The sequence below is a fragment of the Streptomyces sp. SCL15-4 genome, from assembly GCF_033366695.1.
Lineage (GTDB): Bacteria > Actinomycetota > Actinomycetes > Streptomycetales > Streptomycetaceae > Streptomyces.
Genome location: NZ_JAOBTQ010000001.1, coordinates 6,831,333 through 6,851,173, shown reverse-complemented (window position 1 = coordinate 6,851,173; position 19,841 = coordinate 6,831,333). Strand labels below are relative to the sequence as shown.

General features: G+C 72.3%; 18 protein-coding genes and 1 riboswitch. Of the genes, 4 read left to right on the top strand and 14 right to left on the bottom strand.

Annotation, left to right across the window (positions count from 1 at the left end):
- The first annotated feature begins 238 nt into the window (after positions 1–238).
- Positions 239–2,104, top strand: coding sequence for an AAA family ATPase (locus SCK26_RS30795; protein ID WP_318204604.1), 1,866 nt, complete (start codon positions 239–241; stop codon positions 2,102–2,104).
- A 12-nt stretch (positions 2,105–2,116) separates the two neighbouring features.
- Here the strand turns inward: SCK26_RS30795 and SCK26_RS30790 are convergent, their stop codons facing one another.
- From SCK26_RS30790 to SCK26_RS30745, 10 genes are all read right to left on the bottom strand, one after another.
- Positions 2,117–3,187, bottom strand: a complete 1,071-nt coding sequence (locus SCK26_RS30790; protein ID WP_318204603.1) for a hemolysin family protein — start codon at positions 3,185–3,187, stop codon at positions 2,117–2,119.
- Complete coding sequence (locus tag SCK26_RS30785) at positions 3,184–4,518, bottom strand: hemolysin family protein (protein WP_318204602.1); 1,335 nt, start codon at positions 4,516–4,518, stop codon at positions 3,184–3,186. The genes SCK26_RS30790 and SCK26_RS30785 overlap by 4 nt, the downstream gene beginning before the upstream one ends.
- 164 nt (positions 4,519–4,682) lie before the next feature.
- Complete coding sequence (locus SCK26_RS30780; RefSeq protein ID WP_318204601.1) at positions 4,683–5,144, bottom strand: PH domain-containing protein; 462 nt, start codon at positions 5,142–5,144, stop codon at positions 4,683–4,685.
- 24 nt (positions 5,145–5,168) lie between these two features.
- Positions 5,169–6,017 (bottom strand): ATP phosphoribosyltransferase, encoded by an 849-nt coding sequence (gene hisG, locus SCK26_RS30775; protein ID WP_318204600.1) that lies wholly within the window; start codon positions 6,015–6,017, stop codon positions 5,169–5,171.
- A 51-nt stretch (positions 6,018–6,068) separates the two neighbouring features.
- Positions 6,069–6,341 carry a phosphoribosyl-ATP diphosphatase gene (locus SCK26_RS30770; protein WP_007491392.1) on the bottom strand — a complete coding sequence of 91 codons (273 nt, stop codon included), beginning with the start codon at positions 6,339–6,341 and terminating at the stop codon, positions 6,069–6,071.
- Positions 6,342–6,375: 34 nt separating this feature from the next.
- A complete protein-coding gene (gene ribH, locus SCK26_RS30765; protein WP_318204599.1) occupies positions 6,376–6,861 on the bottom strand; it encodes a 6,7-dimethyl-8-ribityllumazine synthase in 486 nt (161 codons plus the stop codon).
- Between the two features lie 23 nt (positions 6,862–6,884).
- The gene (locus SCK26_RS30760) at positions 6,885–8,183 is read right to left on the bottom strand and encodes a bifunctional 3,4-dihydroxy-2-butanone-4-phosphate synthase/GTP cyclohydrolase II (protein WP_318204598.1); all 1,299 of its coding nucleotides are present in this window, start codon (positions 8,181–8,183) and stop codon (positions 6,885–6,887) included.
- A complete protein-coding gene (locus SCK26_RS30755; protein ID WP_318204597.1) occupies positions 8,180–8,821 on the bottom strand; it encodes a nicotinamide mononucleotide transporter family protein in 642 nt (213 codons plus the stop codon). Before SCK26_RS30755 ends, SCK26_RS30760 begins: the two co-directional genes overlap by 4 nt.
- Positions 8,818–9,423 (bottom strand): riboflavin synthase, encoded by a 606-nt coding sequence (locus SCK26_RS30750; protein WP_318204596.1) that lies wholly within the window; start codon positions 9,421–9,423, stop codon positions 8,818–8,820. Before SCK26_RS30750 ends, SCK26_RS30755 begins: the two co-directional genes overlap by 4 nt.
- A gap of 158 nt (positions 9,424–9,581) precedes the next feature.
- Positions 9,582–9,712: riboswitch (FMN riboswitch) on the bottom strand.
- A gap of 247 nt (positions 9,713–9,959) precedes the next feature.
- Positions 9,960–11,183 (bottom strand): ROK family transcriptional regulator, encoded by a 1,224-nt coding sequence (locus tag SCK26_RS30745; RefSeq protein ID WP_318204595.1) that lies wholly within the window; start codon positions 11,181–11,183, stop codon positions 9,960–9,962.
- A gap of 177 nt (positions 11,184–11,360) precedes the next feature.
- Here SCK26_RS30745 and SCK26_RS30740 point away from each other — a divergent pair, with 177 nt between their 5' ends.
- The 3 genes from SCK26_RS30740 to SCK26_RS30730 all read left to right on the top strand — a co-directional run bounded on the left by SCK26_RS30740 (position 11,361) and on the right by SCK26_RS30730 (position 14,884).
- The gene (locus tag SCK26_RS30740; protein WP_412080795.1) at positions 11,361–12,566 is read left to right on the top strand and encodes an MFS transporter; all 1,206 of its coding nucleotides are present in this window, start codon (positions 11,361–11,363) and stop codon (positions 12,564–12,566) included.
- A 115-nt stretch (positions 12,567–12,681) separates the two neighbouring features.
- On the top strand, positions 12,682–14,121 hold the full coding sequence (locus SCK26_RS30735) for a uracil-xanthine permease family protein (protein ID WP_318204593.1): 1,440 nt from the start codon (positions 12,682–12,684) through the stop codon (positions 14,119–14,121).
- Between the two features lie 76 nt (positions 14,122–14,197).
- A complete protein-coding gene (locus SCK26_RS30730; protein ID WP_318204592.1) occupies positions 14,198–14,884 on the top strand; it encodes a DUF5995 family protein in 687 nt (228 codons plus the stop codon).
- Positions 14,885–14,965: 81 nt separating this feature from the next.
- Here the strand turns inward: SCK26_RS30730 and SCK26_RS30725 are convergent, their stop codons facing one another.
- The 4 genes from SCK26_RS30725 to SCK26_RS30710 all read right to left on the bottom strand — a co-directional run bounded on the left by SCK26_RS30725 (position 14,966) and on the right by SCK26_RS30710 (position 19,794).
- Positions 14,966–16,663, bottom strand: a complete 1,698-nt coding sequence (locus SCK26_RS30725) for a flavin monoamine oxidase family protein (RefSeq protein WP_318204591.1) — start codon at positions 16,661–16,663, stop codon at positions 14,966–14,968.
- 85 nt (positions 16,664–16,748) lie between these two features.
- Entirely contained in the window at positions 16,749–17,537 is a 789-nt protein-coding gene (locus tag SCK26_RS30720) for a carbon-nitrogen hydrolase family protein (protein ID WP_318204590.1), read from the bottom strand.
- 289 nt (positions 17,538–17,826) lie between these two features.
- The gene (locus SCK26_RS30715) at positions 17,827–18,279 is read right to left on the bottom strand and encodes an Lrp/AsnC family transcriptional regulator (protein WP_030620185.1); all 453 of its coding nucleotides are present in this window, start codon (positions 18,277–18,279) and stop codon (positions 17,827–17,829) included.
- A 27-nt stretch (positions 18,280–18,306) separates the two neighbouring features.
- Positions 18,307–19,794, bottom strand: coding sequence for an amino acid permease (locus tag SCK26_RS30710; protein ID WP_318204589.1), 1,488 nt, complete (start codon positions 19,792–19,794; stop codon positions 18,307–18,309).
- Positions 19,795–19,841 lie beyond the last annotated feature (47 nt).

The window sequence follows — 19,841 nt, the reverse complement described above, 5'->3', positions numbered from 1 at the left end:
CCCTCTCACCCTCGGTCACGAAACGCCGCGCGCCCCGTCTGCTCCCACCTCGCCGAACGCCCTGTGCGGCACCCTTCGGCAGGCACCCGCACCGCGGGTACGATGCCCTCGGTGCGACCTTCGAGCGGGAGCCTCGCGCACCTGCAACTCCGGTCCGCGGCACAGCGGTTCGACCGCGGCGGCCACCGGGCGACTGCCCGGTGGTGAACCACGGGGGCAAGGTCTGTGGGGGGACGGGATGGACTTCGGCACGCAGGGCCCCGAGGCGCCGGCCGACCTCGCCTGGCTGCGGGGCGTGGACGCCTACACGGTGGGCGCCTACCCGCAGGCGGAGGAGGAGTTCCGCACCGCGGTGCGGACGGACCCGGGCATGGCGGACGCCTGGCTCGGACTGCACGCGCTCCGGGTCGACACCACCACCGCGCTGCTGCGCATGTTCCGGCACCGCGACCGCTTCGGCGAGCAGCGCACCCGGCACCGCCGTTCCCTCAACTCCTGGTACTGGCTGGGCTGGTGGGTGCAGCCGGTGCTGGAGAGCCCGCGCGACCTGCTGCTGGCGCACGCCTCCCACTGGCTGGACGGCCGGCACGTGCCCGAGCTGGACCGGGCCCTGGCCGGGCTGCCGCCGGTCGACACCGACGCCCAGGTCCGCTTCCTGCACGCCTGCCGCGCCTATCTGGTCAAGGACTGGGAGCAGCTGGTCCGGCACACCGACCCGCTGCTGGACGACCCCCTGCTCGGCATCGAGGCCGGCCTCTTCGGCGGCATGGCCCGGGTCCGGCTGGAGATGTACGGCCAGGCCGAACCACTGCTGTCGGCGGCGCTGATGCGGTGCCGCAGCGAGCAGCCGCAGCGCAAGGAGCTGCGCTACTGGCTGGCGCGGGCGCACGAGGGGACGGGACGGTCGGCCGCCGCGCTCCCCCTGTACCGGGCGGTGCACCGGGTCGACCCGGCCTTCATGGACACCTCGGCCCGGCTCGCCGCGATCGCCGAGGGCGACGGGTACGACGAGACGGGCGACCTCGCCGCGATCACGCTGACCGGCGCGGGACAGGACGCGGTGGACGGCCCGGACGGGTTCGATCCGCTGTTCGGCATGGAGGGCCGCGATCTCAGGCTGCCGGAGCCCGAGCCGCCGACCGGTCCGCTGCCGTCGGTCGCCGATCCCTCCGTGCGGACCAGAACCGGCCCCGGCGGGACCGCCTCGCCGATCCCGGCCGGCCCGACCGACCCCGCGTTACTCGAGCAGGCGCTCGCCGAACTGGAGCGCATGGTGGGCCTGGAGCCGGTCAAGCGCCAGGTCAAGGCGCTGTCCGCGCAGCTGAACATGGCCCGGCTGCGGGCCGGTCAGGGACTTCCGGTGCAGCCGCCCAAGCGGCACTTCGTCTTCTCCGGCCCGTCCGGCACCGGCAAGACCACGGTCGCGCGCATCCTGGGCCGGGTGTTCTACGCCCTCGGCCTGCTCGGCGGCGACCACCTCGTGGAGGCCCAGCGGGCCGACCTGGTCGGCGAGTACCTGGGGCAGACGGCCGTGAAGGCCAACGAACTGATCGACTCCGCGATCGGCGGGGTGCTGTTCGTGGACGAGGCGTACTCGCTGTCCAACTCCGGGTACGGCAAGGGGGACGCGTACGGCGACGAGGCGCTCCAGGTGCTGCTGAAGCGGGCCGAGGACAACCGGGACCACCTGGTGGTGATCCTGGCCGGTTATCCGGAGGGCATGGACCGCCTGCTCGCCGCCAACCCCGGACTGTCCTCCCGCTTCACGACCCGGGTGGACTTCCCTTCCTACCGGCCGCTGGAACTCACCGAGATCGGCAAGGTGCTCGCGGCGGAGAACGGCGACCAGTGGGACGAGGAGGCGCTGGAGGAGCTGCGGTCGATCGCCGGGCACGTGGTCGACCAGGGGTGGATCGACGAGCTGGGCAACGGACGGTTCCTGCGGACGCTGTACGAGAAGAGCTGCGCGTACCGCGACCTGCGGCTGTCGTCGTACGCCGGCTCCCTGTCCCGGGACGACCTGGCGACCCTGCGGCTGCCCGACCTGATGCAGGCCTACGGCGAGGTGCTGTCGGGCCGGGGGCCGCAGGATCCCTCTTCCTAGCGGCGGCGTCGGCTAGGCCAGCGCCCCCTCCGGTTCGCCGCTCGCCCGGGGCTCCGGCATGTCCCGGTGCGCCGGGTCGCGGACCTCTCCCACCAGCGTCTCCAGGACGTCCTCCAGGGCGACGAGGCCCAGTATCCGGCCGGAGGCGTCGGCCACCTGGGCCAGGTGGGTGGCCGCCCGGCGCATCACCGTGAGGGCGTCGTCGAGCGGCAGCTCGGCGCGGAGCGTGGCCATGGGCCGCCAGACCTGCTGGGGGACGGCCCGGTCGGAGTCCTCCAGGTCGAGGACATCCTTGACGTGCACGTACCCCATGAAGGGTCCCTTGCCGGTCGCGGCGACCGGGAAGCGGGAGTAGCCCGTGCGGGCGGTCAGCTCCACGATGTCCCCCGGGGTGACCGACGGCTCCACGGTGACCAGGGACTCGCGGCGCAGCAGGACGTCGGTCACCGGGCGGGAGCCCAGTTCGAGGGCGTCCTCCAGCCGCTCGCGCTCCTCGGGGTCGAGGAGGCCGGCCTCGCCGGAGTCCTCCAGCAGGCGGTTGAGCTGCTCGGTGGTGACGACCGCCGCCACCTCGTCCTTCGGCTCCACCCGGAACAGCCGCAGGATGCCCTGGGCGCAGGCGCCGAGGGCCGCGGTGATCGGCTTGCACAGGCGGGCGAAGTAGACCAGGCCGGGGCTGAGCCACAGCGCCGCCTTCTCGGGCGCCGCCATGGCCAGGTTCTTCGGCACCATCTCGCCGATGACCAGGTGGAAGAAGACCACCGCGGCCAGCGCGATGACATAGCCGAGGGGGTGGATCATGCCGTGCGGCAGGTGGATCCACTCGAACACCGGCTCCAGCAGGTGCGCCACCGTCGGCTCGGCGACCGCGCCGAGCGTCAGCGAGCAGACGGTGATGCCGAACTGGGCGGCGGCCATCATCTGCGGCAGCCGCTCCAGGCCGTACAGCACCTGGCGGGCCCGGGCGGTGCCGAGCGGTTCGATCTGGCTGCGGCGGACGGAGACGAGCGCGAACTCGGCGCCGACGAAGAAACCGTTGGCGAGCACGAGCAGCGCGGCGAAGGCCAGTTGCAGGACGGTCATCGGACGGCCTCCGTCGCTCCGGACACCGGGGACGTCCTGACCAGGCGGACCCGTTCGGCGCGGTAGTGGCCGACCTGGCGGACCGAGAGCCGCCAGCCGGGCAGTTCGGCCCGGTCGCCGGGGGCCGGGATCCGGCCGAGCAGGTCGGCGACCAGTCCGGCGACGGTCTCGTACGGCCCCTCGGGCACCTCCAGGCCTATGCGCTGCAGGAGGTCGACGCGGCAGCCGCCGTCCACGTCCCAGGCGGGCCTGCCGTCCTCGGGCGGGGCGGGGGCCAGCTCGGGCATGTCCTTGGCGTCGTGCTCGTCGCGGACCTCGCCGACCAGTTCCTCGACGATGTCCTCCAGGGTGACCACACCGGCCGTGCCGCCGTACTCGTCGACGACTACCGCGATGGGCTGCTCGCTGCGCAGCCGGGCCAGCAGGGGCTGCACCGGCAGGGTCTCGGGGACCAGGAGCGCCTTGCGGGCGATGCGGCCGACCGGGGTGCGCAGGCGGTCGCGGACCGGGACCGCCAGCGCGTCCTTGAGGTGGGCCATGCCGACGATCTCGTCGATCTTCTCCCGGTAGACGGGGAAGCGGGACAGGCCGGTGGCCCGGGTGAGGTTGACGACGTCCTCGGCGGTGGCCGAGTCCTGCAAGGCGCTGACCTTCACGCGCGGGGTCATCACGTGCTGTGCGGTCAGCTCGCCCAGGGACAGCGTGCGCACGAACAGGTCGGCCGTATCCTGCTCCAGGGCGCCGGCCAGGGCGGAGTGCCGGGCCAGCGAGACGAGTTCGCCGGGGGTGCGGGCGGAGGCCAGCTCCTCGGTGGGTTCCACGCCGAGGGCGCGGACCAGCCGGTTGGCGACCGTGTTCAGCGCGGAGATCACCGGGCGGAACAGCAGGGCGAAGCGGTGCTGCGGGCCGGCCACGAAGCGGGCGACCTGCAGCGGCCGGGAGACCGCCCAGTTCTTGGGCACGAGTTCGCCGATCACCATCTGGATCGCGGAGGCCAGCAGCATGCCGGTCACCACCGCGACGCCGGAGGCGGCTCCCTCGGGGATGCCGAGCGCCGCGAACGGGCCGCGCAGCAGCCCGGCCAGCGCGGGTTCGGCGAGCATGCCGACGACCAGGGAGGTGATGGTGATGCCGAGCTGGGTGCCGGAGAGCTGGAAGGACAGCTCCTTCAGCGACTCCACGACCGTGCGGGCGCGCGGGTCGCCGTCGGCGGCGGCCTTCTCGGCCTCCGGACGCTCGACCGTGACGAGGCCGAACTCGGCCGCCACGAAGAATCCGTTGGCGAGGATCAGCAGGAAGGCCGCGGCGAGCAGCAGCAGGGGGGTGGTCACGCGGCCACCGCCTTGCCGCTATGTCGGGCAGGGGTGGCGCGGGTACTACAGGACGATCCGTCCATCGCCGGAGGGGGTCACTCCTCGGGTAGCAGGAACCCCTGTGCACCGGGTGGCGCGCAGGGGCGGAGGCGCAGCGGGACGGCCTCCGCCCTCCAGATTAATCAAGATCTCGGCTCGTGCGGCAGGGCGGGTGAGCCGGAGCGGGCCTCGGCGAGTTCGCGGAGGGTCCGGGCGTCGGCGATGGCCTGCCGCTTGGCGATGCCCGGCTGGATGCCGAGGGCGGGCAGGCTGGTGCCGTCGCTGAGGTCGAGGAACACCCAGGGGTCACCCGGCCGGAGGTTCACCCGGAGGATCTCCGCCCAGGCCAGGCGCCGCTCACCGGCGATGTTGACGACGGTGACGCCGGTCTCCTCGGCGACCACCTTCACCCGGGCCAGCCGGGCCAGCACCCACAGGCACAGCGCCCCGGTGACGACGAAGCTGAGCCGCGAGCCCGGGCCGATGTTCTCCAGCAGCAGCGAGATCCCGGAGATCACCACGAAGATCAGGACTCCGGCGGTGAGCAGGATCGCACGGGTGCGGCCGGGCCGGAAGGTGACGGGCAGGGCGGGCAGATCGGACATCTGATGCGTACCTCTCGGCGGCTCTCAGAGACGGCAGGCGTGGATGGCCGTGGTCAGGATGGCGCGGGCGCCGATGCCGTAGAGATCGTCCATGATCCGCTGGGCCTCCTTGGCGGGGACCATGGCGCGGACGGCGACCCAGCCCTCGTTGTGCAGCGGAGAGACGGTCGGGGACTCCAGGCCGGGGGTGAGCGCGACGGCCTTCTCCAGCTGCTCCACCCGGCAGTCGTAGTCCATCATCACGTAGGTCCGGGCGACCAGGACGCCCTGGAGGCGGCGCAGGAACTGCTGGACCTTGGGTTCCTCGGCGTCGGCGCCGGTGCGGCGGACGACGATGGCCTCGGACTTCATGATCGGCTCGCCGAAGACCTCCAGGCCCGCGTTGCGCAGGCTGGTGCCGGTCTCCACGACGTCGGCGATGACCTCGGCGACGCCCAGCTCGATGGCGGTCTCGACGGCGCCGTCCAGGTGGACCACGGAGGCGTCGATGCCGCCGTCCGCGAGGTGCTTGGCGACGATCCCCTCGTAGGAGGTGGCGACCGTGCGGCCCTTGAGGTCCTCGATGCCGCTCGCGGTGCCGGGCTTGGCGGCGAAGCGGAAGGTGGAGCGGGCGAAGCCGAGCGGCAGGATCTCCTCGGCCTCGGCACCGGAGTCGATCAGCAGGTCGCGGCCGGTGATGCCGATGTCGAGGCGGCCGGAGGAGACGTAGATCGCGATGTCGCGGGGGCGGAGGTAGAAGAACTCGACCTCGTTCTCCGGGTCGACGATGCGCAGCTCTTTGGACTCGCGGCGCTGCTGGTAGCCGGCCTCATGCAGCATCTCCGCCGCAGGGCCGGACAGTGAACCCTTGTTGGGGACGGCGATGCGCAGCATGAGGTCGGCTTCCTTCGTTCGTTCTCTGCGGGAGGGAGTGGGCGGTACGGCTTACAGGTGGGCGTAGACGTCGTCCAGGGAGATGCCGCGGGCGACCATCATCACCTGGACGTGGTACAGCAGCTGGGAGATCTCCTCGGCTGCCGCCTCCTTGCCCTCGTACTCGGCGGCCATCCAGACCTCGGCGGCCTCCTCGACGACCTTCTTGCCGATGGCATGGACGCCCTTGCCGACCAGCTCGGCGGTGCGGGAGGTGGCGGGATCGCCGTGGGCGGCCTTGTGCTGGAGCTCGGTGAACAGCTCCTCGAACGTCTTCTTGGACATGGTGATCCCCACCCTAGCCGTTGTGGCGGGCGGCCTAGTGCCAGGGTTCGGATACCGAGCGGAGCGTGGCCGCCGTCGCCACGGCCGCCGTCACCGCCTCGTGGCCCTTGTCCTCGCTGGAGCCCTCCAGGCCGGCCCGGTCCAGGGCCTGTTCCTCGGTGTCGCAGGTGAGCACGCCGAAGCCGACGGGGACGCCGGTGTCGACGGAGACCTGGGTGAGGCCCTGGGTGACGCCCTGGCACACGTAGTCGAAGTGGGGGGTGCCGCCCCGGATGACGACGCCGAGGGCGACGACCGCGTCGTAGCCGCGGCCCGCGAGGACCTTGGCGGCGACCGGCAGCTCGAAGCTGCCGGGGACCCTGATCAGGGTCGGCTCGTCGATGCCCAGGTCGTGCAGGGCGCGCAGGGCGCCGTCCACCAGGCCGTCCATCACCTTCTCGTGCCACTGCGCCGCGATGACGGCGACCCTGAGGTCGCTCGCCTTGCGTACGGACACTTCCGGTGCACCCTTGCCGCTCACGTCTTACCTCCGTGCTCTTTCGCTTACTGGTTGCCGCAGGCCGACACGGCGGGCGTGTCGAGCCAGGGCAGGTCGTGCCCCATCCGGTCCCGCTTGGTGCGCAGGTAGCGGAGGTTGTGCTCGCCGGCCTGGACGGGCATCGGCTCCCGGCCGGTGACCTCGATGCCGTGGCGCCTGAGGGCGTCGGTCTTGTCGGGGTTGTTGGTCATCAGCCGGACGCCGCGCACGCCGAGGTCGGCGAGGATCCGCGCGCCGGCGCCGTAGTCGCGGGCGTCGGCGGGCAGGCCGAGTTCCAGGTTGGCGTCCAGGGTGTCGTGGCCCTGTTCCTGGAGTTCGTAGGCGCGCAGCTTGGACAGCAGGCCGATGCCGCGGCCCTCGTGTCCGCGCAGGTAGACGACGACTCCGCGGCCCTCCTCCTGGATGCGGCCGAGCGCGGTGTCCAGCTGCGGCCCGCAGTCGCAGCGCAGGGAGCCGAAGACGTCGCCGGTGAGGCATTCGGAGTGGACGCGGACCAGGACGTCCTCGCCGTCGCCGAGGTCGCCGTGGACGAGGGCGACGTGTTCGACGCCGTCGACGGTGGACCGGTAGCCGTAGGCGGTGAAGACGCCGTGCCGGGTGGGCAGGCGCGTCTCGGCCTCGCGGCGGACGGTGGGCTCGCTGCCCCGGCGGTAGGCGATCAGGTCCTCGATGGAGATGATCGTCAGGCCGTGCTTGCGGGCGAACGGGATCAGCTCGGGCAGCCGGAGCATCCGGCCGTCCTCGCCGGCGATCTCCACGATGGCGCCGGCCGGGCGCAGGCCCGCGAGCCGGGCGAGGTCGACGGCGGCCTCGGTGTGGCCGTCGCGGGCGAGGACGCCGCCGGCCTTGGCGCGCAGCGGGAAGACGTGGCCGGGGCGGACGAAGTCGGTGTGCGCGGCCGTGCCGCTCGCGAGCAGCCGGAGCGTGGTGGCACGGTCGGCGGCCGAGATGCCGGTGCTCACACCGTGCGCGGCGGTGGCGTCCACGGAGACGGTGAACGCGGTCTTCATCGACTCGGTGTTGTCCTCGACCATCTGCGGCAGCCGCAGCCGGTCCAGTTCCTCGCTCTCCATGGGGGCGCAGATCAGTCCGCGGCACTCGCTCATCATGAAGGCGACGATCTCGGGAGTGATCTTCTCGGCGGCGACGACGAGGTCGCCCTCGTTCTCCCGGTTCTCGTCGTCGACGACGATGATCGGGCGCCCGGCGGCGATGTCGGCGATGGCCCGCTCGACCGGGTCGAGCGCGAAGTTCTCGATGTCGTGGGTGTCGTGGGTGTCGTGGAGGACGGGTGCCGAGGTCATGCCGGCGCTCCTTCCAGTGTGGGCCGCGCCGCCCTGCGGGAGCGCAGCCACCAGTCGCGCATGCCCCACAGGACGAGTGCGCCGTAGATGACGTAGACGAAGCCGGAGAAGGCGTAGCCGTTGGCGAAGTTCAGCGGGACGCCGACGAGGTCGACGAGCAGCCAGGCGAACCAGAACTCGACCATGCTCTTGGCCTGGGCGTACATCGCGACGATGGTGCCGACGAAGATGTAGGCGTCGGGCCAGGGGTCCCAGGACAGGGACGGGTAGGCCTTGAACAGCAGGGCGACGGCGACCGTGCCGGCGCCGGCGGCGACGACCATGGCCGCGCGCTCGCGCCAGGTGGCGAACCGGGGGGTGATCTGGCCGTCGCCGGACCGGTTGCGGGTGCGCTGCCACTGCCACCAGCCGTACAGGGCGACGGCCATGACGACGGCCTGCTTGCCGGCGCTGCCGGTCAGATGGCCGTAGAAGGCGGCGAAGAGGACGAGGCCGGACAGGAACTGCACGGGCCAGGTCCACAGGGAGCGGCGCCAGCCGAGGGCGAGGGTGATCAGGCCCAGGATGTTGCCGATCATGTCCGACCAGATGATGCGCTGGCCGAAGAGGGTGAACGCCTCGGAGTTCATCCAGCTCATCGGCCGGTCTCCCGTCCGCTCGCGAGCAGCCGCTCCACGTACTTGGCGATGACGTCCACCTCGAGGTTGACCGGGTCGCCGGGCTGCTTCACGCCGAGCGTGGTCAGGTCGAGGGTGGTCGGGATGAGGCTGACGGTGAAGTGGTCCGAGGCCGCCTCCACGACGGTCAGGCTGATGCCGTCGACCGTGATGGAGCCCTTCTCCACGACGTAGCGCGCGAGGTCCGCGGGGAGGGAGATCTTCACGATCTCCCAGTTCTCGGAGGGCGTGCGGGCGAGGATCTCGCCGGTGCCGTCCACGTGTCCCTGCACGATGTGCCCGCCGAGGCGGGCGCCGACGGCGGTGGGGCGCTCCAGGTTGACGCGGGAGCCGACGGCGAGCGCGCCCAGGCTGGAGCGCTTCAGGGTCTCGGCCATGACGTCGGCGGTGAACTCGTCACCCTCGTGCTCGACGACGGTGAGACAGACCCCGTTCACGGCGATGGAGTCGCCGTGCCGCGCGCCCTCGGTCACGACGGGGCCGCGCAGCCGGAAGCGGGAGGCGTCGCCGAGGTTCTCGACGGCGGTGACCTCACCCAGCTCTTCGACGATTCCGGTGAACACTTCCCGGGTCCTCCTGCCTCTTCGGGCACGGACTCCGGGGCTGTCGATGACGACAGAATCCACGGGTGAGCACACCGGATGCGTCGCCGGACGGACGCGTCCGGATACGGACGAGCCTCGGTACGGCGGCGCGCACACGGAAAACGCGTGCCCGCCCGCCGCGCACTGCCTCCCATCCGGACTTTAACCGTCGGTCCAGGAATTTCACCTGGTCAACCGGCCGCTGGAAGCGGCCGGGTCGCGGACTGTAACCGCCGGTTCGGACTTTCACCGACCCCGGAGTGCGCTGCTTCTGGTACAGGGCCAGTGTGCCATGCCTGTCACTCGTCCATACGGGTGGACGGTGTGGCCTCCCTCACAGTGCGTACCGAAGGTTTCGCGCCACGCGACGGCCGAGGACAGCCGTCCGGCGAGCCCAAGCGGTTGGGCTGGTCCGGACCATTGACCGCACTGGTCTAGTCCTTTTAGGGTGCGGACGGGCTCGGCGGCGGTGACGACGGCCCTTGCCCGCCGCCGGGCCGCCAAGGCGGGGCCGGCTACCGCTCCGGCGGCCCGAACAGGTCGTCCTGCGCCCGTTCCCGGGCGGTGAGGAGTGCTCCGCGCAGCACGGCCGTCCCGCCGAGACCGCTCGCCCGCACCTCGGTGGCCAGCGGCGACATCCGGCGCAGCCGCTCCCCCACCAGCCCCGCGAGCACCGCTCCCCCGGCCCGGCCGACCTCTCCGCCGAGCACCACGCACCCGGGGTCCAGGACGGCCGCCACCGAGGCCGCGCCGACGGCGATCCGGTCGGCCAGCGCGTGCAGGAAGCGCTCGTCGGCCGCGGACGCCCGCGCCACCGCGCCGCCCACCACCCGCGCCGCGCCCGGCCCGTCCGGCGCGCCGGCGACCGGCAGCCCGCACTCCGCCGCCAGCGCGACGACCGCCGCCGCCCCGGCCAGCGAGTGGAAGCCGCCGTCGCAGTCGGTCGCCGAGGGCAGCGTGCTCGTGCCCGGCACCGGCAGGAAGCCGATCTCGCCGGTGCCGCCGGAGGCACCGCGGCGCAGGGCGCCGTCCAGGACGACGGCGGCGCCGACGCCGTGTCCCAGCCACAGCAGGACGAAGGTGTCCCGGTCGCGGGCGGCGCCCTCGCGCTGTTCGGCCAGGGCGGCGAGGTTCGTCTCGTTCTCGACGGTCACCCGGGTGCCGGGCAGCCGTTCCTGGAGGGCGGCGGCCAGGCTGCGGTGCCAGGCGGGCAGTCCGGCGGAGTCCCTGAGGTCGCCGGTGGCCGGGTCGATCAGGCCCGGCGCGCCGATGCCGACGGTGTGCAGCCTCCCCCGCTCCGCGACGCCCTCGCGCGAAGGCGTCCCGACGATGCCGGCCTCCTTCACGGCGCGTTCCACCGCGGTCACCGCCCGCTCCACGGCGGGCCCCGTCCCGGTGTCGCCGCCGATCGGCGCGGACGCCTCGGCGAGCACCCGCCCGACCAGGTCGGAGACCAGGACGAGGACGCCTTCGGTGCGCACGTCGAGCGCGGCGAGGTGGGCGCGGTCGGCGACGATGCCGTAGAGCCGGGCGTTGGGCCCCCGGCGCTGCTCGCCGGACTCGCCGACCACGGTGATCAGCCCGGCGGCCGTGAGCCGGTCGACCAGATCGGCGACCGTGGGCCGGGACAGGCCGGTCAGCTGCTTCAGCCGCCCTGCCGTCAACGGGCCTTCCTGCTGCAACAGCCGCAGGGCCAGCCGGTCGTTGATGGCCCGGGCGGTGCTGGGTGATGCGGGCATGGCGGGAATCCTCCCAGATCGTCGGAGCCGGGTCGGTCGTGCGGTCGCCTCGGAGGTCGTCCGGTCGCCTCGGAGGTCGTGCGGTCGTATCGGCGCCTATCTATCAGGCAGGGTTCCTGATAATTTACGCCCGGTTGACACGAGGTCGGGCCGGGGAGGCACAGAAAGATGGAGGACATGAGCGGCGGACGCGAGGAGGTCCGGCGTGCCCGGTACGCCGTGGCGGCCGTGTTCGCCGTGCACGGCTCGGTGGCCGGTTCGTTCGCGACGCGGGTGCCGTGGATCCGGGAGCACGCCGGGCTGAGCGCCGGCCAGCTGGGGTTCGCGCTGGCCTTCATGGCGCTCGGTGCCGCGTGCGCGATGCCGCTGGCCGGCCGCCTCACGCACCGCTTCGGCAGCCGTACGGCCCTGCGCGGGCTGCTCGCGCTGTGGACGCTGGCCCTGGTGCTGCCGTCCCTCGCGCCGAACCTGGTCACCCTGTGCCTGGCGCTGTTCGCCTACGGCGCCTCCTCGGGCATGGCCGACGTCGCGATGAACGCGCTCGGCGTGGAGGTCGAGCGGCTGCTCGGCAAGTCGGTGATGTCCGGGCTGCACGGCATGTGGAGCGCCGGCGCGCTGACCGGGTCGGCGGCCGGCACCCTCGCCGCGCACCTCGGGGCGGACGCGCGGGCGCACTTCGCGCTGGCCTCGGCCGTCCTCCTCGTCCTCGGGTACACGGTCTGCGCCTGGGTGCTGGACGTCCAGCCCGCCGAGGACGAGGAGCCGCCCCCGCGGTTCGCGCTGCCGCCGCGTTCGGTGCTGCTGATCGGCGCGGTCGGATTCTGCGCGGTGTTCGCCGAGGGCGCGACCCTGGACTGGTCCGCGGTGTTCCTGCGGGACCGGCTGGACGGCTCGGCCGGGCTGGCGGCGTCCGCCACGACCGGCTCCATGCTGACCATGGCGGTGGCCCGGATCGCCGGGGACGCGGTGGTGAACCGTTTCGGCGCGGTCCGTACCGTGCGGGCCGGCGGTGTCCTGGCCGTGCTGGGCGGGCTGCTGATCGTGTGCGCCGAGCACCCGGCGTCGGCGATGGCCGGATTCGCGCTGATGGGGCTCGGCATCGCGGTGGTCGTCCCGCTGTGCTTCGCGGCGGCCGGGCACGCCGGCCCCCGTCCCAGCCAGGCCATCGCGGGCGTGGCGACCATCACGTACGCCTCCGGGCTGGTCGCGCCGAGCCTGATCGGCGCGGTGGCCCAGGCGACCAGTCTGACGGTGTCCTTCTGGGTGGTGGCGGCGCTGGCGTGCGGCCTCGTGGCGTTCGCGGGCGTGCTGGGCGCGGCCGAGCGCGGGGACCGCGCGGAGGCCGGCTCGCGGAGCGCGGCGGTGCCCGACCCACAGTCGTGAAGCGATCGCATATGTGAATGCGGTTCACACAGGTAGCCGCGTGGGCGGAGAGCCGCCGGATACCCGCACAATGGTTCGGACCACCCTCATGTACGTAAGAAAGCGAAACCCCACCATGGATCTCGGCGTGCGCTGGAAGCTGCACGGTGACGGGCGCACGCCCGCGCCCGGAGCGGTGGTACGCCCCGACGAACGGCTGTCCTGGCCCCGCACCGTGGGCCTGGGCGCCCAGCACGTGGTCGCGATGTTCGGCGCCTCCTTCGTGGCCCCCGTGCTCATGGGCCTGGACCCCAATCTGGCGATCATGATGTCGGGCGTGGCGACCGTGATCTTCCTGCTCGCCACCCGCGGCCGGGTGCCGAGCTACCTCGGCTGCTCCCTGTCGTTCGTGGGCGTGGCCGCCGTCATCCGCGCGCAGGGCGGCACCAGCGCGACCGTGACCGGCGCGGTGCTCGTCGTGGGCGCCGTGCTGTTCCTGGTGGGCCTCGCCGTGCAGCGCTTCGGCGCGCGGATCATCCACGCCGCCATGCCGCCGATCGTCACCGGCGCCGTCGTCATGCTGATCGGCTTCAACCTGGCCCCGGTGACCGCCTCCACCTACTGGCCCCAGGACCAGTGGACCGCCCTGCTGGTGATGCTCTTCACCGGGCTGGCGGTCGTCTGCCTGCGCGGCTTCTGGTCGCGCATCGCCATCTTCCTGGGCCTGGTCTTCGGCTACGGCATCTCCTGGGCGTTCGACCGGGTCTTCGGCAAGATCCACTCCGTGGGCCCGGGCGGCAAGGTCACCGACCACTGGCGCCTGGACCTCTCCGGGGTCTCGCACGCCGACTGGGTCGGGCTGCCGCACCTGCACGGGCCGTCCTTCCAGTGGTCGGCCGTGCTGGTCGCCCTGCCCGTGGTCATCGCCCTGGTCGCGGAGAACGCGGGCCACGTCAAGGCGGTCGGCGAGATGACCGGGGACCCGCTGGACGACAAGCTCGGCACGGCGATCTCCGCGGACGGTGTCGCCTCCGTGCTGTCCACGGCCGTCGGCGGCCCGCCGAACACCACCTACTCCGAGAACATCGGCGTGATGGCCGCGACCCGCGTCTACTCCACCGCCGCCTACTGGGCCGCCGCCGGCTTCGCGCTGCTCTTCGGCCTCTGCCCGAAGTTCGGCGCGGTCGTGGCGGCCATCCCGGGCGGCGTGCTCGGCGGCATCACCGTCATCCTCTACGGCATGATCGGCCTGCTCGGCGCCCAGATCTGGCTGCACGCCAAGGTGGACCTGCGCAACCCGCTGAACCTGGTCCCGGCCGCCGCGGGCATCATCATCGGCGTCGGCAACGTCTCCATGAAGTTCACCGACACCTTCTCGCTCAGCGGCATCGCCCTCGGCACCCTGGTCGTCATCACCGGCTACCACGCGCTGCGCGCCTTCGCCCCGCCCCACCTCAAGCAGCAGGAGCCGCTGCTGGACGAGGGCACGTCGGCCTACGACACGGAGGCGGACGCGCAGACCGGCTCGCAGACCGGCACCGAGCCGGGCGCGCGGGCGCCGCACGCCAAGCCCTAGTCCGGCGTTCCCTCGTTCCGGCGACGCGCCGGGCCGGTCGGCGCGCCGGCCGGCCCGGGGCTGGGACGCTTCCCCCATGGCGCAGCCCGCAGCACTCACCACTCCCGTCGACGCCGTCGTGGCGCGGATGCGCGCGCTGGACGCGGACCTGCCCGCACGGGACGGCGTCGCCGTGTTCAACCGCGTCTACCTCGCCGTCACCGAGGAGGTCGGCCGGCGGCTGACCGCCGGTGAGTTCCCGGACCCGCGGGCGGCGAGCACGCTGGACGTGCGGTTCGCCGAGCGCTATCTGGCGGCCGTCGACGCGGCCGCCGCCGACCGCCGGCCGCCCGCCTGCTGGCGGCCGCTGTTCCAGCTCCGCCGCCATCCCGGGGTGCGGCCGCTGCAGTTCGCGCTGGCCGGCGTGAACGCCCACATCGGCCACGACCTGGCCCTGGCCGTGGTCGACACCTGCCGGGCGCTCGGCTGCGAGCCGGCCGATCTGGAGGACGAGTTCGACCGGGTCGGCGAGCTGCTCGGGACGCTGGAGGAGCGCGTCCGCGAAGAGCTGATGCCGGGCCCGGACCTGCTCCAGCTCGCCGACCCGCTCACCCATCTGCTGGGCGCCTGGAGCCTGGAGCGGGCCCGGGACGCGGCCTGGGCGGCGGCCCGTGCCCTGTGGGCGCTGCGGCACTGCTCCGGCGTCGTGGAGGAGTTCGCCGAGCGGCTGGACGCGGCGGTGGGCTTCGCGGGCCGGATGCTCCTGACCCCGCTGCCCGGCTGAGCGGGACGAGCCCGGACGCCGGCGAAGGCGCGGGCGGCCGGAATCCCGCTCCGGCCGCCCGCGCCTCGGTCCGTCTCCCGGTCAGTCCTCGGGAAGCTCCACCGGCGCGATCTCGTCGTAGACGTCACCCGGGCCCGGGTTCGAGGGGTCGGTGGTGCCGCCGAAGTGGTGCATCACGCCCCACACCGCGTTCAGCGCGGTCTGCACGGCGCCCTCGGCCCAGCCGGCGGTCCAGGAGATGTCGTCGCCGGCGAGGAAGATGCCCCGCTTGTCCTCGGGCAGCCGGTCCTGCATGAAGTGGGTGAACAGGCGCCGCTGGTAGCGGTAGTGGCCCGGCAGGTTGGCCTTGAACGCGCCCATGAAGTAGGGCTCGTTCTCCCAGGAGACCGTCACCGGGTTGCCGATGATGTGCTTGCGGATGTCGACCTTCGGGTAGATCTCGCCGAGCGACTTCAGCATGACCTCCAGCCGCTCGTTCGCGGACAGCGGCAGCCACTTCAGGCTGTCGTCGCACCACGTGTACGACAGGCAGATCACGGCCGGCCGGTCCGGGCCGTTGTCGAGCAGGTAGGTCCCGCGCGTCATGCGGTCGGTGAGCGTCATCGACATGACGTCCCGGCCGGTCTCCTCGTCCTTGTCCAGCCAGAACGGCCGGTCCACGGGCACGAAGAGCTTGCTGGACTCCATGTAGTGGGTGCGCTCGATCGCGGTCCAGTGGTCGATCGGGAAGAGCGAGTCGTCGCAGGCGATCTTGGACAGCAGCATCCAGGACTGGGCGGTGAAGATCGCCGCCTGGTAGGTGCGGATGTCGCCGTTGGCGTCCGTCACGGTGATCCGGTTGCCGGCGGTGCGGTGCAGCCGGGTCACGGCCGGGCGCGGTTCGCCGCCGGTGTGCAGCGACCGCAGCGAGGTGCCGTGCGGCCAGTGCACGATCTTCTCCGGCTCGCGCTCCCACAGGCGCAGCGGCAGCTGCTGGGAGCCGCCGACGATGCCGCGGTGGTGGTCGTCGGCCTCGGTGTAGACGACGCGCAGGATCTCCAGGATGGAGTTCGGGAAGTCGGTGTCCCAGCCGCCGGTGCCGAAGCCGACCTGGCCGAAGATCTCGCGGTGCCGGAAGGACCTGAACGCCTCGGAGTCGCAGAGGAAGCCGTAGAAGGTCTGGTTGTCGAGCTTCTCGACCAGCTTCGCCCAGATCTCCCGGATGCGCGGCACGTCCCGCTCGCGCATCGCGCGGTTCATGTCGGAGAAGTCGGCGCCCTCCTGAAGGCACTTGTTCCAGGCATCGGCGACGTCCCGGTACACCTGGGGCAGGTCGTCGATCGTCTCGGCGTAGTGCGACTCGCCCTTGAGGTCGACCACGGTCGACGGGGTCGCCTCGGCCAGCGGGTTCGGGAACGGCCTGGTCTCCAGGCCGACCAGGTCGATGTAGTGCTGCAGGGCGGTGGAGGACGGCGGGAAGCGCATCGCGCCCAGCTCGCAGTTCAGCGACTCGTCGCAGCCCTCGAAGCCGACGGTGCGCAGCCGGCCGCCGAGCTGGTCGGCCTCGTACACGACGGGCTTGAGGCCCATCTTCATCAGCTCGTAGGCGGCGACGATGCCGGACAGGCCGCCGCCGATGACCGCGACCTCGGTGCCGTGCTCGGTCGCCGGGATCTGGCCGAGGCCCGCCGGGTGGGCGAGGAAGTCGTCGTAGGCGTAGGGGAAGTCCGGGCCGAACATGGTGATCGGCGGCTGCTGCCCGTCGGTGTGCTCGACGGCGTTGGGCACCGTGGACGTCATGGGGTACGGACTCCTTGCGTGGTGGAACGGGGTGAGGCGTGGTGCGGCCGCTGCGCCGCGGCTTTCCTTCGGGTGACCGCGCGGCTCAGACCAGGGACCCGTACAGACCGGGGCGGCGGTCCGCCAGGTACGGGTTGTTCTCCCGGGAGGCGGCCAGGAAGGCGGGGTCGGCGTCGGCGAGCACCAGCTGCTCGGCGCGGCCGGCGCGGGCGCGGGCGACGCCGTCGGGACCGGCGAGCACGGAGAGGCCGACGAACTCGAACTCCGCTTCCCGGCCGACCCGGTTGACGTACGCGACGTACATCTGGTTCTCGAAGGCGCGCACCGGGATCATCGACTCGGCGACGAACTGGAAGGGGTGCATCTGCGCGGTCGGTACGACGAGGAGGTCGGTGCCGGCCAGGGCGTGGGCCCGGACGTTCTCCGGGAACTCGACGTCGTAGCAGATCAGCAGGCCCACGGTGAGGCCGTTCAGCTCGGCCTGGACGACCTGGCGCTCGCCCGGCGTGAAGTGGTCGCGCTCGAAGCAGCCGAAGAGGTGGGTCTTGCGGTAGTTGGCGAGCCGGGTGCCGTCGGCGGAGATCAGCTGCGCGGAGTTGAAGACGGTGTCGCCGTCGCGCTCCGGGTAGCCGTAGACGAGGGCCAGGCCGTGCCGGGTGGCGATCTCGGCGACCGCGTCGGCCCAGTCGCCGTCGGCGGGCTCGGCGAGGCGCGCGATGTCGTCGCCGATGGCGTACCCGGTGAGGAACATCTCCGGCGCGGCCAGCAGCCCGGCGCCCGCGGCGGCGGCGCGGCCCGCGGCCTCGTCGAGGACCTTGAGGTTCTCGGCGATGGAACCGGGACGGCCGGAGCTCTGGAGCAGGGCGGTGCGCATGCGTGATCCTCACCGGAAACGGAAGGGGGCTGGGGGTCAGGAAGACGGTACGGGCGGTGCGCTCGGCCGGACAAGAAGGAGCCGTTGCGCGCGCGTGCGAGGTTCGTTGCGTCGCAAGGCGGCCGGGCGGCGATTCGTTGCGCGGCCCCGCTCGCAGTCCCCGGAAACGGAAACGGGGCGCCTCGTCGTGCGCCGGGTGCGGGTCGTGGGGAGGATGCTCCCCGGCGCCCGGAAAGGGCGCCGGCCCGCAGCCGGCGACGCCGAGGCGCCCCGGACCGCCGTGCCGTTCCTACCCCGGCGCCCCGGAGGAGAAGCGGCGCAGCAGGGGTGACAGGACCAGGACGGACTTCGTGCGCTCCACGAACGGCTCGCCCGCGATCCGCTCCAGGACCCGTTCGAAGTGCCGCATGTCGGAGGCGAAGACCTGGGCGATCGCGTCCGCGTCGCCGGTGACGGTCGACGCGGCCACGACCTCCTGGTAGCGCTCCAGTCCCCGCTGGATGGTCTCCGGAGAGGTGTTGCTCCGGCAGTAGATCTCGATGTACCCCTCGGTCTCCCAGCCGAGGGCCGCCGGGTCCACCCGGACGGTGAACCCGGTGATGGCTCCGGTGGCCCGCAGCCGGTCCACGCGCCGCTTCACCGCGGGCGCGGACAGGCCGATCAGCTGCCCGATGTCCGCGTAGGAGCGGCGGGCGTCCTCGGCGAGGGCGTGCACGATGCGTTCGTCGAGATCGTTCAGCACAGGGGGTCGTTCACTTCTTCGGTCCGGTCACTTCACTGCCGTCACCGCGAGGTCGTCGTCGGTCGCGAGACGGGAACGGCGATAGCCGTACAGGAAGTAGAACACGAGCCCGACGGCCATCCAGCATCCGAAGACGACCCAGGTCACGGTGTCGAGGCTGAACATGTTGTACGCGCAGAACAGGAAGCCCAGCACCGGCAGCACCGGCCCGAACGGCACCTTGAAGGTGCGCTCCAGGTTCGGCCGCTTGTAGCGCAGCACGATGACCGCGATGTTGACCAGGCCGAAGGCGAACAGCGTGCCGATGCTGGTGGCGTCGACGAGCTTGCCCAGCGGGATGAGGGCGGCGAGCACACCGCAGAAGAGGGAGACGATCACGGTGTTGAGGCGCGGGGCACCGGTCTTGCGGTGCACCTTGCCGAGCGCTCCCGGCACCAGGCCGTCGCGGGACATCGCGAAGAGGATGCGCGTCTGGCCGTAGAGCACGGTGAGGACCACGCTCGCGATGGAGATGACCGCGCCGAGCGCGAGCAGCGTGCCCCAGAAGGTCTGGCCGCTGACATCGTTCATGATCGCGGCGAGGGATGCCTCGGAGCCGTCGAACTTCTTCCAGTTCCAGGCGCCGACGGCGACACCGGCGACGAGCACGTACAGCGCGGTGACGATGATCAGCGACAGCATGATCGCCCGCGGCAGGTCCCGCTTGGGGTCCTTCGCCTCCTCGCCGGCGGTGGAGGCGGCGTCGAAGCCGATGTACGAGAAGAACAGCGTGGCGCCCGCGGCGCTGACGCCGCTCATGCCGAGCGGCATGAAGTCGGCGTAGTTGCCGGACTTGAAGCCCATGATGCCGACCGCGCAGAACAGCACGAGGGCGACGATCTTCACACAGACCATGACCGTGTTGGCGCGGGCGGACTCGCGGGCGCCGCCGAGCAGGAACACCATCGCCAGCAGGACGACGATCAGGGCGGGCAGGTTGATGACACCGCCCTCGCCGGGGGCCGAGGACAGCACGTCGGGGATGGTGACGCCGATGGTGCCGTCCAGCAGCTGGTTCAGGTACTCGCCCCAGCCGACGGCGACGGCGGCCACCGAGACGCCGTACTCCAGGATCAGGCACCAGCCGCAGACCCACGCGACCAGCTCGCCCATCGTTGCGTATGCGTACGAGTAGGAGGAGCCGGCGACCGGGATGCTGCCGGCCAGTTCGGCGTAGGACAGGGCCGAGAACAGCGCGGTGAGACCGGCGATCACGAAGGACAGCGTGATCGCGGGACCGGCCTCCGGGACGGCGTCGCCGAGGACGACGAAGATGCCGGTGCCGAGGGTGGCGCCGATGCTGATCATGGTCAGCTGCCACAGCCCGAGGGAGCGCCTGAGCTGTCCTCCCTCACCCTGGCCGCCTTCCGCGACCAGGCGTTCCACGGGCTTGCGACGCATCAGGCGCGCGGCGACGCCCGGGGACGCGGGGGCGGCCGGTATCTGGTTCTGCGGGGGTGCGCCTTGGTCGAGCACGCGCTGGCTCCTTCTCGCTGCCGGTGTGGTGCGGACGCGGACCGGCA

Coding starts and splice junctions, on each gene's coding strand:
- SCK26_RS30760 (WP_318204598.1), bottom strand. CDS start 8,183: ATGACCTCGGCACCCGTCCTCCACGACACCCACGACACCCACGACATC.
- SCK26_RS30735 (WP_318204593.1), top strand. CDS start 12,682: ATGGATCTCGGCGTGCGCTGGAAGCTGCACGGTGACGGGCGCACGCCC.
- SCK26_RS30745 (WP_318204595.1), bottom strand. CDS start 11,183: ATGCCCGCATCACCCAGCACCGCCCGGGCCATCAACGACCGGCTGGCC.
- SCK26_RS30755 (WP_318204597.1), bottom strand. CDS start 8,821: ATGAGCTGGATGAACTCCGAGGCGTTCACCCTCTTCGGCCAGCGCATC.
- SCK26_RS30770 (WP_007491392.1), bottom strand. CDS start 6,341: ATGTCCAAGAAGACGTTCGAGGAGCTGTTCACCGAGCTCCAGCACAAG.
- SCK26_RS30795 (WP_318204604.1), top strand. CDS start 239: ATGGACTTCGGCACGCAGGGCCCCGAGGCGCCGGCCGACCTCGCCTGG.
- SCK26_RS30790 (WP_318204603.1), bottom strand. CDS start 3,187: ATGACCGTCCTGCAACTGGCCTTCGCCGCGCTGCTCGTGCTCGCCAAC.
- SCK26_RS30720 (WP_318204590.1), bottom strand. CDS start 17,537: ATGCGCACCGCCCTGCTCCAGAGCTCCGGCCGTCCCGGTTCCATCGCC.
- SCK26_RS30780 (WP_318204601.1), bottom strand. CDS start 5,144: ATGTCCGATCTGCCCGCCCTGCCCGTCACCTTCCGGCCCGGCCGCACC.
- SCK26_RS30730 (WP_318204592.1), top strand. CDS start 14,198: ATGGCGCAGCCCGCAGCACTCACCACTCCCGTCGACGCCGTCGTGGCG.
- hisG (WP_318204600.1), bottom strand. CDS start 6,017: ATGCTGCGCATCGCCGTCCCCAACAAGGGTTCACTGTCCGGCCCTGCG.
- SCK26_RS30725 (WP_318204591.1), bottom strand. CDS start 16,663: ATGACGTCCACGGTGCCCAACGCCGTCGAGCACACCGACGGGCAGCAG.
- SCK26_RS30740 (WP_412080795.1), top strand. CDS start 11,361: ATGAGCGGCGGACGCGAGGAGGTCCGGCGTGCCCGGTACGCCGTGGCG.